Annotated in this window: 13 protein-coding genes; 11 read left to right on the top strand and 2 right to left on the bottom strand. The window is 72.7% G+C overall.

Annotated elements, in window-relative coordinates; translation table 11 throughout:
• Positions 1-5: 5 nt before the first annotated feature.
• The gene (locus ABT122_RS12720; RefSeq protein WP_351549602.1) at positions 6-1,163 is read right to left on the bottom strand and encodes an acyl-CoA dehydrogenase family protein; all 1,158 of its coding nucleotides are present in this window, start codon (positions 1,161-1,163) and stop codon (positions 6-8) included.
• A 175-nt stretch (positions 1,164-1,338) separates the two neighbouring features.
• Here ABT122_RS12720 and ABT122_RS12725 point away from each other — a divergent pair, with 175 nt between their 5' ends.
• The 7 genes from ABT122_RS12725 (at position 1,339) to ABT122_RS12755 (ending at position 8,606) form a co-directional block, all read left to right on the top strand.
• Positions 1,339-2,505, top strand: coding sequence for a thiolase family protein (locus ABT122_RS12725; protein ID WP_351549604.1), 1,167 nt, complete (start codon positions 1,339-1,341; stop codon positions 2,503-2,505).
• Between the two features lie 227 nt (positions 2,506-2,732).
• Positions 2,733-3,929: a TetR/AcrR family transcriptional regulator gene (locus tag ABT122_RS12730; RefSeq protein ID WP_351549607.1), complete on the top strand. Its 1,197-nt coding sequence runs from the start codon at positions 2,733-2,735 to the stop codon at positions 3,927-3,929.
• A 110-nt stretch (positions 3,930-4,039) separates the two neighbouring features.
• A complete protein-coding gene (locus tag ABT122_RS12735; RefSeq protein ID WP_351549610.1) occupies positions 4,040-4,294 on the top strand; it encodes a hypothetical protein in 255 nt (84 codons plus the stop codon).
• A 325-nt stretch (positions 4,295-4,619) separates the two neighbouring features.
• Positions 4,620-5,135 (top strand): lytic polysaccharide monooxygenase auxiliary activity family 9 protein, encoded by a 516-nt coding sequence (locus ABT122_RS12740; protein ID WP_351549613.1) that lies wholly within the window; start codon positions 4,620-4,622, stop codon positions 5,133-5,135.
• Between the two features lie 221 nt (positions 5,136-5,356).
• Entirely contained in the window at positions 5,357-5,908 is a 552-nt protein-coding gene (locus tag ABT122_RS12745) for an AAA family ATPase (RefSeq protein ID WP_351549616.1), read from the top strand.
• 221 nt (positions 5,909-6,129) lie between these two features.
• Positions 6,130-7,320: an alpha/beta hydrolase family protein gene (locus tag ABT122_RS12750; protein ID WP_351549619.1), complete on the top strand. Its 1,191-nt coding sequence runs from the start codon at positions 6,130-6,132 to the stop codon at positions 7,318-7,320.
• 209 nt (positions 7,321-7,529) lie between these two features.
• Positions 7,530-8,606 carry a hypothetical protein gene (locus tag ABT122_RS12755; RefSeq protein WP_351549621.1) on the top strand — a complete coding sequence of 359 codons (1,077 nt, stop codon included), beginning with the start codon at positions 7,530-7,532 and terminating at the stop codon, positions 8,604-8,606.
• A 25-nt stretch (positions 8,607-8,631) separates the two neighbouring features.
• Here the strand turns inward: ABT122_RS12755 and ABT122_RS12760 are convergent, their stop codons facing one another.
• Complete coding sequence (locus ABT122_RS12760) at positions 8,632-10,131, bottom strand: alpha/beta fold hydrolase (RefSeq protein ID WP_351549623.1); 1,500 nt, start codon at positions 10,129-10,131, stop codon at positions 8,632-8,634.
• Positions 10,132-10,496: 365 nt separating this feature from the next.
• On the opposite strand from ABT122_RS12760, the gene ABT122_RS12765 reads away from it, so the two are divergent.
• The 4 genes from ABT122_RS12765 to ABT122_RS12780 form a co-directional block, all read left to right on the top strand.
• On the top strand, positions 10,497-11,309 hold the full coding sequence (locus ABT122_RS12765; protein ID WP_351549625.1) for a class I SAM-dependent methyltransferase: 813 nt from the start codon (positions 10,497-10,499) through the stop codon (positions 11,307-11,309).
• A gap of 56 nt (positions 11,310-11,365) precedes the next feature.
• Positions 11,366-11,641 (top strand): acyl carrier protein, encoded by a 276-nt coding sequence (locus ABT122_RS12770; protein ID WP_351549628.1) that lies wholly within the window; start codon positions 11,366-11,368, stop codon positions 11,639-11,641.
• Positions 11,638-12,690 carry an SGNH/GDSL hydrolase family protein gene (locus tag ABT122_RS12775; protein WP_351549631.1) on the top strand — a complete coding sequence of 351 codons (1,053 nt, stop codon included), beginning with the start codon at positions 11,638-11,640 and terminating at the stop codon, positions 12,688-12,690. Before ABT122_RS12770 ends, ABT122_RS12775 begins: the two co-directional genes overlap by 4 nt.
• A 159-nt stretch (positions 12,691-12,849) precedes the next feature.
• On the top strand, positions 12,850-14,994 hold a 2,145-nt coding region (locus ABT122_RS12780; RefSeq protein WP_351549634.1), incomplete at its 3' end, for an iron-containing redox enzyme family protein.

Below are 14,994 nucleotides of genomic sequence, written 5' to 3' on the forward strand. Positions count from 1 at the left end.
CCCGGTCAGAGGCCGATGGACTTGGCGATGATGGTCTTCATGACCTCGCTGGTGCCGCCGTAGATCCGCATGACGCGGGTGTCGGCGTAGAGCCGGGCGATCGGGTACTCCAGCATGTAGCCGTAGCCGCCGTGCAGCTGGAGGCACTTGTCGATGACCCGGCTCGCGGTCTCGGTGCAGAGCAGTTTCGCCATGGCGGCGTAGTCGGCGGTGAGTTCACCGCGGGCGTCGCGCTCCAGCGCCTCGTACGCCATCAGCCGGGCCGCCTCCACCTCGGTGGCGCACTCGGCGAGAACGAACTTGGTGTTCTGGAAGGCGGCCACCGGCTTGCCGAAGACCTCGCGCTCGCGGGTGTAGTCGCGGGCGAAGCGGATGGCCGCGGTGGCGGCGGCTGCCGCCTGGACAGCGATCACCAGGCGTTCGCGCGGCAGATTGGCGGTCAGACAGGAGAACGCGTCGCCCTCCTCGCCGAGCAGGTTCTCCACCGGCACGCGCACATCGGTGAAGGACAGCTCCGCGGTGTCGGAGGCGTGCAGTCCGATCTTCTCCAGGCTGCGGCCGACCGCGAAGCCCTCGCTGGTGGCGTCGACGACCAGGATCGACAGACCCCGGCGCCGGTTCTCCGCCGGCGCGGGCGCGGTGCGGCAGACCACCAGCACCAGATCGCACTGGGTACCGCCGGTGATGAAGGTCTTGGCGCCGTTGAGGACGTAGTGGGTGCCGTCGTCGGAGAGCCGGGCCGAGGTCTGGATGCCGGCGAGGTCGGAGCCGGTGCCGGGCTCGGTCATCGCGATGGCGAGCATCAGCTCGCCGGAGGCGCAGCCGGGGACCCAGCGGCGCTTCTGCTCCTCGGTCCCGAAGCGCAGCAGATACGGCAGGATGATGTTGGCGTGGGTCATCGCGGTGCCGACGGTGGCCCCGGCCCGCGCGACCTCCTCGGCGAACACGGCCCCGAAATGGTGGCCGCTCTGGGCGCCGCCGCCGTACTCCTCGGGCACCTCGACGCCGAGGACGCCCAGCTCGCCGAGCCGCCGGTAGAAGTCGCGCGAGACGGCCCTGGCCGCGACCCAGTCCGGCAGGTGGGGCACCGCCTCTTTCGCGAGAAACTCCCGGACCATCTCCCGGAAAGCCTCGTGCTCCTCGGTGAAGACTGTGCGCGACATAACCACCTCTCCCTTGAACCTGGGTTAGTCAGTTTTCACTTTTACGTTCGTTTCCGCTGGTGTCAAGGCATTCTTTGCGGAGAACGAGGTCTGGACAGGTGGGTTAGCTTGAAATAACTTAACGACTGGTCGCGCCCACGCGGCACCGTTCCCTCACCCCCTCCAGGAGCAGCTCATGCGTGATGCAGTGATCGTGGACGCCGTGCGGACCGCCGTCGGCAGGCGCGGCGGCGCCCTGTCCGGCGTACACCCCGTGGACCTCTCCGCCCATGTGCTGACCGCGCTCGCCGAGCGCACCGGGCTCGACCCCGCGTCCGTCGACGACGTCGTCTGGGGCTGCGTGTCCCAGGTGGGCGAGCAGGCCGGGGTGGTCGGGCGGTTCGCCGTGCTGGCGGCCGGCTGGCCCGAGTCGGTGCCGGGGGTCTCGGTCTCCCGCGCCTGCGGCTCCTCCCAGCAGTCCGTGCACTTCGCCGCGGGCCTGGTCACGGCGGGGCAGTACGACATCGCCGTCGCCGGCGGCGTCGAGTCGATGAGCCGGGTGCCGATGGGCGCGTCGCGGCAGGTGGCGGGGCGCGCCTACGGGCCGCTGGTGCGGGAGCGCTACTACCCGGACGGGGGCGAGTTCGACCAGGGGGTGGGCGCCGAGCTGATCGCCGAGCGGTACGGCCTGACCCGTACCGACCTCGACGCGCACGCCCTCACCTCGCACGCCCGGGCCGCCCGGGCCATCGACGAGGGCAGGTTCACCGGCCAGATCGCCCCCGTGACGGTGACCGGGGAGGACGGCGGCACACGGGTCTTCGACACCGACGAGGGCGTGCGGCGGGGCTCGACCCTGGAGAAGCTCGCGGGACTGAAGACTCCCTTCAAGGAGGACGGCCTGGTGAGCGCGGGGAACTCCTCGCAGATCTCCGACGGCGCCGCCGCCCTGCTGATCACGACCCCGGAGATCGCCCGGGCCAGGGGCTGGTCCCCGATCGCCCGGGTCCACACGGCGGTCCTGGCCGGCTGCGACCCGGTCACCATGGCGCTCGGCCCGATCCCCGCGACGGCCAAGGCGCTCGAACGGTCCGGTCTCCGGCTCGGCGACATCGGCGCGTTCGAGATCAACGAGGCCTTCGCGCCGGTCACCCTGGCCTGGCTGAAGGAGACGGGCGCCGACCCGGAGCTGATGAACCCCAACGGCGGCGCGATGGCCATCGGTCACCCGCTGGGCGGCTCGGGCGCGCGGCTGATGACCACGCTCGTCCACCACATGCGGGACAACAACATCCGTTACGGCCTCCAGGCGATGTGCGAGGCGGGCGGCATGGCGAACGCCACTGTCCTCGAACTGCTCTGACGGCGCGGAGCCCGACCGATCCGGCCGACCGTCGGGCGACATGGCCGGAAGTGAACCATTCCTAACAGAATCACTCTGAAGAATGGACGGAAAATGGGCCACTGTGGATGTATGAGTGACTTGGCCTTAACCTGTCAATCAGAGATCATCACCGCTCCGGCACCACTCCGCGCACGCTCCTGCTATACCTTTGATCCGGGTGGTTCAGAGCGAGGGGCGAAGAGCAGATGACAACGGAGATCCCGCGACGGACCACCGCGCGCAGGCCTCCCGACCGCAAGGCGCGCATCGTCGCCGCGGCGGCCGGGCTCTTCCGCGAACGCGGCTACCACAATGTGTCGGTCGCCGATGTGGCCGCCGCCGTCGGGATCACCGCGCCCGCGCTGTACCGGCACTTCCGCGGCAAGCCCGATCTGCTGCTCCATGTGGTGGACCGGACGATCAGCACCATCCGGGAGTCCGTGGAGTCGGCGCCCGACCTCGACACCTATCTGCGCGCCTCGGCGACGGGCGCGGTGGAGCGCCGGGGCGCGGCGGTGCTGTGGCAGCGCGAGGCCCGCCATCTGCCGGAGGGCGACCGCGAGGAGCTGGGGCACACCCTGAGCGGCATCGCCGGCCGGATCGGGGAGCTGATCCACACCGCGCGCCCGGAGCCCGCCGAGGCCGACCGGGCGCTGCTGGCCTGGGCCGTCCTGTCGGTGTACGGCTCCATCTCCTGGCACCGCACCTCGCTGCCCCGCCGCCGGTTCGAGCAATTGCTGTACCGGCTCGCGCGGGCCGCCGCCCACACCCCCCTCGGCGTCCGGCCGTCCGCCGGCGGGGACGCTCCGGCCGGCGCGTACCCGGGGATCGCGGTGTCGCGCCGCGAGGAGATCCTCATCGAGGCCATCCGGCTCTTCGACGAACGGGGTTTCCAGTCGGTCAGCACCGATGACATCGGCGAGGCCGCGGGCGCGTCCGGCCCCAGCATCTACAAGCACTTCCCCACCAAGACCGATCTGCTCGTCGCCGCGATGGTCCGGGGCGGCGAGCAGCGCAGGGCCGGCACCGCCCGGGCGCTGGCCCGGCCGGGCACCCCTCGCGAGACCCTGGACCGGCTGCTGCGCTCGTACATCGACTTCGCCCTGAGCCAGAGCCATTTGATCGGGCTGCTGATCGGGGAGCTGGACCAGCTCCCCGAGAAGGAGCGCAAGGCGGCACGGCAGACCCAGCGGGAGTACCTCGCCCTGTGGACCCAGCTGCTCGGGGAGGTGCGCCCCGGCCTGGAGGCCCCCGAGGCCAGGATCATTGTCGGCGCGGTGCTCGCTCTCGTCGACAACGCCTCCCGCACGGGACGGCTGGGCGGACGGCCGGATCTCACGGAGCGGCTCGCCGAGATCGGCACGGCCCTGCTGCTCTCCGAGGACGACCCCGCCGCCGGATAGCTCCCCGCACGGGCGGATCACGGAACGACGCGATCCGGCCAACACCCGCTGTGCACGGACGACTTCGCGCTACGCTCGCGCCGACCGCACGACGACGCCCGGGAGACGCCATGCGCACGGCACCGACCGCCGCCCTCACCTGGACGGCCGCCCTCCTCTTCGCCCTCACGGCGTGCGGTGGCGACGGTTCCGGGCCCGACACGGGTGCCTGCCGGGACGCGATCGCCGAGGAGCACGAGCGCGCCCTGGCCTCCGGCTCCGATGTCCGGGACGCGGTGGCGCCCGGCGTCTGCGACGAGCTGGACCCCGAGGACCTGCGGGATCTCGTCGAGGAGGTCGTCGCCGAGCACGGCGACGGCAGCTGACCCGCCCCCGCCCCTCGTCGCGAGGGCGTCGCGCGCGGGACCGGGATCGAGGCCGTACCCCTCTCCCTCACCACCGCTGCTTCCCCGGCGCCGCCCCGGGAACACGTTCCGCGCCGCGTCCTGAACATGCCGCTGCCCTATTGACCGTAACCTGACAAGCGATATGGTCCAGACCAAGGGTGCGACAGCGGCTTCGCCGCCGATTCACCGACTGCCGGTCCCCCCACGGCCGGTCGCCACCTCGGTGAAGCCATGTCCGCCCCCGCAACGCCTCTTCGACGAGGCCCGGCAACGACGGCGGGCCTCCACAGCAGAAGGAGCTGACATGAACGGGAAGAAGAAACTGGCCATCGTCATGGGCGCGGGTATCGCTCCGCTCCTCGCCGTCTGTCTGCCGGCGAGCACGGCCAGCGCGCACGGCTACATCTCCTCGCCGCCCAGCCGGCAGGCCCAGTGCGCCGCGAACACGGTTCCCTGCGGCCAGATCAAGTACGAGCCCCAGAGCGTGGAAGGGCCCAAGGGCCTGCGCAGCTGCAGCGGGGGCAACGGCCGCTTCTCCGAGCTGGACAACGACAGCAAGGGCTGGACGGTGACCCCCGTCAGCCGTTCGACCACCTTCAACTGGCGGCTGACGGCACGGCACGCCACCAGCACCTGGCAGTACTACGTCGGCGGCCAGAAGGTCGCGGAGTTCAACGACGGCGGGGCGCAGCCGGGTTCGACCGTGTCGCACCAGGTCAACCTCGGCAGCGCGAGCGGCAAGCAGAAGGTGCTCGCCGTGTGGAACATCGCCGACACCGCCAACGCGTTCTACGCCTGTGTGGATGTCAACATCCGCTGAGGTGACCGCGGTGTGAGGTCGCGGTGGGCGGACCGGCTCCGCCCACCGCGGCCCCCGGCGGCCGGCATGCTCCATCCGCCGCGCCCCCGGCGGCGGACCGGCTCCGTCCACCCGGAACCCCGGCGGGCGGGGTGGGCCCTCCCCGCTTGCTACGATCGCCGCCTCGATGACGGCGGCTTCCGCGACCGTGCCCGGTCAGGCGGTGAAGGAGAAGAGCGACCATGCCGGAACCCTCCTTCCAGGGCACGGTCGTCGACACCGCGCCCGCCTCCGACGTCTTTCTCGTCATCGGCATCCCGGGGTCCGGGAAGAGTTCGGTGTCGGCCTCGCTCGCCCGCCGCTTCCCCCTCGGCGCGCACATCGAGGGCGACCACCTCCAGGACCTGATCGTCGCGGGCGGACGGCTGCCGTCGCCGGAGACGGACCCCGAGGCGGATCGCCAGCTGCTGCTGCGGGCCCGCAACGCGTCGGCGCTGGCCCGCAGTTTCCACGCCGCCGGTGTCGTCCCGGTCATCGACGACGTGGTGGTCCGGCGCGCGCATCTGGACTTCTACCGGGAGCAGCTCCGAGGACTGCCGCTGCGGCTGATCGTCCTCGCGCCGTCGGCCGAGGTCGTCGCCCGCCGGGTCGCCGAGCGCGACAAGGTGCTGGCGTCCGACTGGTCGTTCCTGGACGGTGCGCTGCGCGGGGAACTCTCCGGCGAGGGCACCTGGTTCGACAGCTCCGCGATGACGCTCGCCGCGACCGTGGACGCCGTCCTGGCGCACGGCTGACACCCCTGCCCGCCGGAGCCGCCCGGCCCGCCACGCCCGGGAGGCCGGGTCGGCCCGCCCCGCCGGGCCGGTCTCCGCCGAGCGCCGTCCGAGCACCCGTCCGGCACATGCGCACCCGACCGAGGTCGTACGGCCCGGCGCCATCGCCCCACCCACGGTCGTACGGACCATGCGACCGTGGTCCGACGCGCCGGACCGGGCGGTTCGCCTAGCGTTCTCCCATGGCAGAACTCACCCGGGCGGCCACCGCCGCCGTACTCAGTCTCGCCCTCGCGCTGCCGCTCACCGGTGCGGCGACGGCCACCGCCGCGCCGCAGACGGCCACCGTGCGCCCGGTCTCCGCGACCGTGCCGGCCGACACCCTGCGACTGCCCCGACCCACCGGCCCGCACCCGGTGGGACGGACCACCCTGCACCTCGACGACCGTTCCCGCACCGACCCCTGGGTGCCGTCCGCCGGCGGCCGGGAGCTGATGGCCACCCTCCACTATCCGGCGGCCCGCCCCGGCGACGGCCGTACGGCGCGGTACTCCACGGTCGAGGAGGCCAGGCTGCTGGTGGAGGGGCAGGGCATCGAGACGCTCGTGCCCGCGCGGACGCTGAGCGCCACCCGGACCCACGGCCGGGTCGGCGCCCGCCCGGCCAAGGGGACGTATCCCCTCGTCCTGCTCTCGCCCGGATTCAGCGTGTCCCGGTACACCCAGACGAATCTGGCGGAGGATCTCGCCAGCCGGGGCTATGTCGTCGCCTCGCTCGACCACGCGTACGAGTCCTACGGCATCTCCCTGCCCGACGGCCGGACACTGACGTGTGTCGCCTGCCGGGCGCTGGAGGAGGACGGCTCCCGGGGGGCCGTGGTGACCGCGACCCGTGCCCGGGATGTGTCCCACGTGCTGGACCGGCTCACCGGACCCGCACCCGTCTGGCGGCACGCGGGCATGATCGACAAAAGACGTGTGGGGATGGCCGGCCACTCCATCGGCGGAGCGAGCGCCGCCACGGCGATGGCCGCCGACCGGCGGGTGGACGCGGGCATCAACATGGACGGCAGCTTCTGGGAGGATCTGCCCGCCGGGGGGCTGGGCGGGCGGCCGTTCATGATGCTCGGCACCGATGACGGCGTCCACCGGCCCGGCGGCTCCGACACCACCTGGGACCGGATGTGGCCCACCCTGGACGGCTGGAAGCGCTGGCTGACGGTCACCGGATCGGACCACTTCACCTTCTCCGACGGGCCGCTCATCTCCCGGCACTTCGGGCTGCCGGCGCCGGCGCTGCCCGCCGGGCGGGCGGTGGCCGTCACCCGGGGCTATGTCGCCGCCTTCTTCGACCAGCATCTGCGCGGCAGACCGCAGCCGGTGCTGGCGGGGCCGACCGCCGCCAACCCCGAGGTGAAGTTCCACCACCCCTGACGCCCCGGGCCGGGGCCGGTGCGGCTGCCTCACGGCGGGCGGTCCGCCGGTCCCGGCGTCCCGGCAAAGCCCGGCGGCCGGGCGGCGGGCGGCGGGCGGCCATGGGGGTCGTGCGATCATACGGCGAGTGATCTTGAGCGATACGTCGTGACGGCGGGCGGCGTGAGGAGTCGGGTGTGAGCGCGGGTGGGGGTCGGGGCGGTTCGTCCGTGCCCGATGAGGAGTGGGAGCGGTTCCTCAGGGAATCGGTGGACGGCACGGCGGACGCACCCGGGGAACCGTCGGCGCGGGCCCGGGTCGTGACACGGCGGCTGCGCGAGAGCCCCGGGGAGCCGGCCGCCTGGCGCTCCACCGCACCGCCGCGGCCGAAGCGGCGGAGAGGCTGGTACGCGGCCGGACTGGTGGCCGCGGTCGCCCTGCTCGTGGTGGCGCTGATCCCGGGCCGGGTGACCGGCTGGTTCGGCGGCGACACCGGCACAGGCACCGGCACCGGCGTGCCGATGGCCGCGGAGTCGGTGCGCCCCACGGAGCCGCCGCCCGTGGACGACCCCCTGCGGCCCACGCTGGAGGAGCCGTTCAGGGGATCGCCCGCGGAGCGCTGGGCGAGCGGCACCGCCGGGATCACCGTACCGGCGGCCAGGGCCACCGGATGGATGAGCAGGGCCCAGGTCGAGAAGGCCCTCCGCCAGAGCCGGGACTTCCTCGCCGCGTCGAATCTGGACTCCGGGGTACTGCGCGGCGACCGCCCCGCCGAAGCCATCGCACTGATCAACCCGCATCAGAAGAACATGAGGAGCTTCCTGTCGACCGCGTTCCGCGCGCCGGACGCGGAGAACGACCCGGTGTCGCTCTTCAGCCGGTTCGACCGCACACGGACGCGCCTGGTCGGCGACGAGATCAGGACCCGGGGCCGGATGACCTACCGGGAGGGCGACCGCGGGGCCCTCCGCGTCACGGCCGATGTCACCTATGTCTACCCGGTCGCCCGGGCGCCGCGGGGCGACGAGGTCGTCCGTACGATCGTGCGGCGCGAGACGGTGCTGAGCTGGGACAACCCGGCGAAGGTGATCACCGAACCCGGGACCTTCTCCCTGATCTCGTACGCCACCGACATGACCAACGGCGGCTGCGACGACACCGTGACGGGCTACTTGACGCCGCAGTTCGGTGCCGGTCCGGCAGCCGGCAGCGGCCCCGCGGTCGACCCGTACGACCGCGGCACGCCGCTGGACAAGCGGACGGGGGCGTCCGGGGACGACACCTGCGGGGTCGCCACGCGGTCCTGACGGAGGGTGTGCCGGCGGGGCCGGGTCAGTTCCCTCGGCCGGCCGTCAGCCAGTCGTCGATCACCCGCCGCTCTGGCATGCCGAAGCGGTAGAGCCAGTGGCCCACGGTGTCCACCGTGCGCAGCGTCGCCCTCGGGAAGGCGCGGGCCATGCGCCGGGCGCCGGGCAGCGGGGTCGCCAGGTCGTGGGTGGCGTTGACCACCAGGACGGGCGGCGGAGCGCCGCCGGCCCGGGCGGGCCGGGGCCTCGGCGGAAGGGGCCAGCCCTGGCAGTCGAGGACGAAGTCCAGGGCCTGGGCGTTGTGGCGGACGCCGGGGGCGGCCCGGGCGACGCGTTCGCGGATGGCGCGGTAGTGGGCGTAGTCACGCATCCTGAGGTCGTTGTCCCGGCAGAGGACCAGCCGTGTGGCGATCTCGTTGCTGCCGCCGCTGCTCCAGTGGACCTCGCCCCGGCCGGTGCGCAGGGCGGCCAGTTGCCGTGCCGCGCTCTCCGGCATCCCTCTGCCGGCGGTGAAGGTGAGCAGTGCGGAGAGCTGGTCGGCGGTGACCCTGGCCGGTGCCGGCCCGTCCGGTCCGGGCTCGCGGAGTGTGCCCGCGTCGGCCCGGGCGAACAGCTCGCGGGTGACGGCCATCAGGTCGTGGCCGTGCAGCGCGCACTCCGTCTCCCCCGCGCACCACCGCGCGAGCCGCCGCAGGGCGCCGTCGACGGTGACGCTGCCGTCGGTGAGGTAGCGCTCGGCGCCGGAGAGGTCCGGGTCCACCGCGCTGTCGAGGGCCAGAGCGCGGAGGCGCCCGGGGAAGAGCCGCGCGTACCGCTCGCCGATGAGGGTGCCGTAGGAGTGGCCGAGGAAGCTGATCCGGGGTTCGCCGAGGGCGGCGCGGATCGCGTCCATGTCGCGGGCGACGCTCTCGGTGTCCATATGGGCGGCGAGCGGGCCCGTGCGCCGCAGACAGCTCTCCGCCAGCCGGCCGTTCAGGGTGCGCAGCCGCTCGAACTCGGCGGCGTCACGGGGGCGGGACGGCATCGAGTCGAGGATCGACTCGTCGCACCGGGCCCCCTGGCTGCGCCCGATGCCGCGCGGGTCGAAGCCGACCATGTCGAAGCGCTGGAGCATCGCCGGGTCGTAGCCCTCGTAGGGGTCGTCCGCGTAGAGCGCGTCATCGGCTCCGGGCGCCCCGGGGCCGCCGGGGTTCGACATCAGGACGCCGATCCGGCGTGCGGGGTCCGCGGCCCGCTGGCGCGCGACAAAGACGCCGGTCTTCGGCCCCTGTGGGTCCGACCAGTCCAGCGGCACCCTGACCGTCGCGCACTCCGCCCTCGGGCCGGGTTCGGGAGAGGGCGGGTCGGGCCGGGGGCAGGGCCCCCAGCCGATGGCCGGCGGCGCGGCGGTGACGCGGGACGGCTCCCGGGCGGCGGCCGCGCCGGGGGCGGCCAGGGCCGCGGCGGAGGCGCAGAGGGCCAGGAGCACGGCGAGACCCCGCCGTCCCGTGCTCGGGCCGATGTTCGAACGCATGCTGGTGTTCACCCGCGCCACTCTTCCGGCGCCAGATGATGGTGACTCCACCGGCCCATGGTGACCAGGTAACAACCGGGTGGGCACGGGCGGTTCGGCGGCGACCGGGGCGGCGGAAAGCCGGTCCCCCCCTCCGCTTTCACAAGGGCACAAGCGTTCAACGCGTGAACGCCCCGATCGCGCATACTCCATTCCCGGTGGGCAACCCGATGGCTTGTACGGATGAGCCGGTGAAACCACCGGCATCCCCTCGCATGCGCGGCCGGAACATCCTCGCCGCGCTTTCGGGGGCCGATTCCGCCTCCGAATTCCCAGGACGCCAACGCTTCCCGCCCTGCCGGACATTCCGGCACCTCTCCCTCTCCCAGGAGGCCCGAGTGAGCAAGGATCTGCGGAGTTACGACACCAGGACCACCTATGGCGCGGCGTCATCCGATTACGCCGTGGCCGCCGAGGAATTCTGGGGCTTCATCTCCGACGACACGGTTTCGCGTCTGCCTCTGCGGCCCGGTCTCCGGGTGGTGGACTTCTGCTGCGGCCCGGGGCCGATGACGGTCCGCATGGCCGAGCGGGTCGGCCCGACCGGCTCGGTGGAGGGTGTCGACATCCTGGAGGAGATGCGCGCCATCACCCGGCGCAGGGTCCGGGAACGCGGGCTGGACCAGGTCAGGGTGAGGTACGGCGACATCGACGCGCTGCCGCCCGGCGATGGGGCCTTCGACATCGTGAACTGCTCGCTGGGCATCTACTTCGCCGAGGACATGGTGCGGACGCTCGCCGCCTTCTGGTCGTATGTGCGGCCCGGCGGAACGCTGGCGATCACCACCATCGGCCGGCGGCTCTTCGAGCCGGTGCTGCCCGTCTTCTTCGATGCCTGCCGGGCCGAACGGCCGGGCATGGGGACCTATCTGCCCTGGGTGCGGACCGAGGACCCGGACGTCGTGCGCGCCCTGCTGGACGAGGCCGGGGTGACCAGCGCGGAGGTCACCACCGAGGACACCCCGCTGCCGCTGCGCTCGGCCGGGGCGTGGTGGCCCATCGTGCACTCCAGCGGGCTGCGGCGGCTGGAGGCGGAACTGGACACCGCCGCCGAGGAGCGGGTGCGCGCCACATGCGAGAAGTGGATCGAGGAGCACCGGGTCGACCGGCTCAACGTCAGCACGGTGCGCGCCATCGCCACCAAGGCGTGACCACCCGGTCGCCCGGGTGCCGCCGGAACCATCCCTCAGTGGCAGGAGACAGAGTCATGCACAGCAGGTCCGACATCACATCCGTGACGGTCAAGGCCATCACCGAAATCCTGGAGGAGGAAGGGGAGAAGCCATCCCGGATATCGGGTGGGGACAGTCTCACCGGTCTCGGTGTGAGTTCCCTGGTATTCGCCCGGGTGGCCATCGAGCTGGAGGACGAGCTGGGTGTCGACCCCTTCAAGGAGGGGCTGGAGGGAGAGGCCGCCGTTCAGACGGTGGACGATCTGATCGACGCCTATGAGAACGCTCTGGCGAAATCGGGTGCGCAGTGAAACTCCACCGCTACGAACTGACCCCGCAGATGAAGCAGTACGACGACTTCGACAATCGCGGGCACACCCGGTATCTGCCGTATCTGATGTACTTCAACCACACGGACTACCGCTCGGACGTGCTGAACACGGACCGGTACGGCTTCCGGTTCTCCCACGGCCCGGACGGAGTGCGCGCGGCGGTCGACAGCGAGGTGGCCCAGGGGCCGGTGCGGCTCTTCGTCGGCAGTTCGGTGGCGCTCGGCATCGGTGCCACGAGCGACGCCACGACCATCCCCTCGTATCTGTGGACGCGGTACGCGCCCTCGGCCCCCTGGCTCAACTTCAGCGGCCGGAGCTTCAACTCCGTCCAGGAGCTGATCCTGATGCTGCTCCACCACCATCTGCTGCCGCGCGTGGAGGAGATCGTCATCCTCTCCGGGGTCAACAATCTGCTGCTCAGCAGGTTGCCGGAGTGGCAGCACGGGGACCACGGGGCGTTCTTCTACTGCAACGAGTACTACGAGCTGATGGAGCAGTTGCGGACCCGGCACCGCAGGCCGGGCCGGAGGCTGTGGGGCCGGGCCGCCCGGTCGCAGCAGCCGGCCCCGCGGGCCGCCGCCCCCGCCGGGGCGGCCGTGCCGGATCTCGACCGGCTGATCTCCCACGCCACCGCGCTCACCGAGCGGCATGTGGACGGCTGGCGCCGGCTCACGGCGGCCACCGGCGCCCGGATCTCGTATGTGCTCACACCGCTGGCGCCCTGGATCAGGCAGAGGCCCTGCGCGGAGGAGGCCCTCCTCTTCGCGGAGCTGGACCGGCTCTCCGGCTTCGGTGTCCCGCTGGACGAGATGTTCGGCGAGATCGCCACCCTGGACGCCGGCCGGCAGTACGCCCAGGCGCTGCGCGGGGTGTGCGAGAAGCAGGACGTGCGGTTCCTGGAGATCGCGCCGCTCATCGCCGACGCGACGGCGCCGGACGACTGGATCTTCGTCGACCGCGGCCACTTCACCGACAAGGGCAGCGACATCTTCGCCAGGGTCCTGGCGGAGCGGCTGGCCCTCTCCTGAAAGGACGGTTCCGTCATGCGGTTCCTGCGGAAACTCCTCACCGGCTGGCGCCGGCGCACGGCCAGGCGGAAGAGCGACGACTCGATCTACCCGATGTTCTGATCGCCCGCCGGCCCCTGGCCCGCGCCGATCGACCCGTACCGAAGGAGATGAGGGCGGATGCCTGTCCAGGCCGCCAAGGCGCCGATCACATCGGCGGAGCCGGCCGGCTCGGCGTGCCGGTCGCTCTACCACCGGACCGCCGACCCGGAGGGGTCCTTCCCCGCGGAGGGCTCGGTCGAACAGATACGTACGGCGCTGCTCGGCCTCCGGGTGCCGGGCACCGGGGAGTCGGACCTCGACGGCCTCCGGGTCCGTCTCACCACCTGGGCCGCCGACGAGCGGCGCCGCTACGGGGCGCTGCTGAGCGAGGACGGCGAGGTGACCGACGCCCTGGCCGGGCGGGCCGCGCTGGCCTGTGCCCCGCTGGCCGCGCAGAGCGGCGCCTGGCTCCAGTGGCTGACCTCCCCGGCGAGCGCCGACGACCCCCTGGCGCTGCGGGCCCTCGCGCTCTACGCGTCCGATGTCGGGGTCGGCCATCCCCGCGCCTCCCTGGGCAGCGCCTATGTGGCGGCGCTGCGGAGGGCGCAGCTGGCCGAGTACGCGGTACCCGCGTCCCGGCTGGCCCTCGACCGGCGCATCGCCGACCGGAACTTCTACCTCCCCGCGATGCTGCTGGCCATGAGCCGGCTCCCCGACGACCTCCGGCCGGAGATCCTCGGCGCCGACCTCTGTCTGCGCACCGTCGGCGTCCTGCCGCCGCTCCTGGTGGCGGCGAAGGTGCTGTGGAGCGCCGACGGCGTTCCCGGCCCGGAGGGGTACGGCGGGGAGCCCCGGCCGGCGGAGGCGGAGGGTGACCGGGGGTGGGACGCGGTGCGGGCGTACCTCCGGGTCCGGGGCGCGGACAGGGAGCGGGTGGCCGCGGGCTTCGGCTGGGCGTGGGCGGCGCTGGCGCGGTGGAGCGACGATCTCCACACCGAGCTGCGGTCGGCCGAGGACCCCGCCCACGACATGGCCGAACTGCTGCGGGGACGGGCCCGGGAGGGCGCCGTCTACCACCACGGCTCGGTGCTCTCGGGCCGCTCGCTCTCCGAGTGGCTGCGGGAGTGCGGCCGGGACCCCTCCGGGTTCCTGGAGGCCCTGGCCACCAGCGATCTGGTGCGGCCCGGCAGGTCCGACCGGAGCAGGCTGGTCAATGGGCTGGTCATGCAACGGGGGCCCATGTTCCGTGTCTTCTCGCCCGGGGACCTGGCCGTGATACGCCGGTGGATCGACTCCCTGCCCGCCCGGGCCGGCGCCCGGACGGCACGCGCCCCGGCGCCGCCGGCCTCCTATCCCGTGCCGCGCCTCTTCGCCTCCGGCACCCCGGCCGGCCGGGCCCCGGCCGATCTCCGGTCCGCCTTCCATCTGTTGCAGCACCGGCGGCAGACACCGGAGCTGCGCCGGTACACCCACGACTACATCCGCGGCTGGCTGGCGCGGTCCCGGCACGGCATCGACCGGGACCCGCGAGCGCTGCCCCGGCACTGGCCGGCCCAGGGTCTGCGCCCCTGGCTGCTGGACCAGCACGACCGGCACGACCGGGACGACCGGGACCTCGCGGCGGCCCCCGGCGCCCCGCTCCCCTCCCGGGAGGAGCTGATCGACGCCACGGTGCAGCTCGCCCCGCTGACACTGATCGACGGCTCGTGGCTCCAGGGGTTCACCGACTACGATCTCGCCTCCTCCGAGCACGGGTACTTCCTGTTCGAGACGTACTGGGACGAGCTGGGCAATGGCGCGCCGAGCCTGAACCATCCGCTGATCTACCGCGAGGTCCTCACCGAGATGGGGGTGGAGCTTCCGCCCACCGCGTCGGAGGAGTTCGCGCGGTGGCCCGGGTTCCGGGACGGCTCGTTCGAACTCCCGGTGTACTGGCTCAGCATCGGCCGCTATCCGCGGACCTATCTGCCCGAGGTGCTGGGGCTCAATCTCGCCATGGAGCTGTCCGGTGTGGGCGGCGGCTACCGGCGGGCCCACCGGGCGCTGGAGCGGTACGGGTTCTCCACCAGGTTCGTCGACATCCACAACACCATCGACAATGTGGCCACCGGTCACTCCGCCTGGGCGGCCGACGCGGTCGACGCGTTTCTGACCTCGGTACTCGGCGCGCAGGGCGCCGGCGCCCAGGTCAAGCGGGACGCGGTCGCGAAGGTGGTGCTGAACAACCTCTACAAGCACACCGACCTCCAGACGAACTTCGGCGCGAACATGCTGGCGCTGGTC

The organism is Streptomyces sp. NPDC001985 (genome assembly GCF_040296845.1).
Taxonomy (GTDB): Bacteria; Actinomycetota; Actinomycetes; order Streptomycetales; family Streptomycetaceae; genus Streptomyces.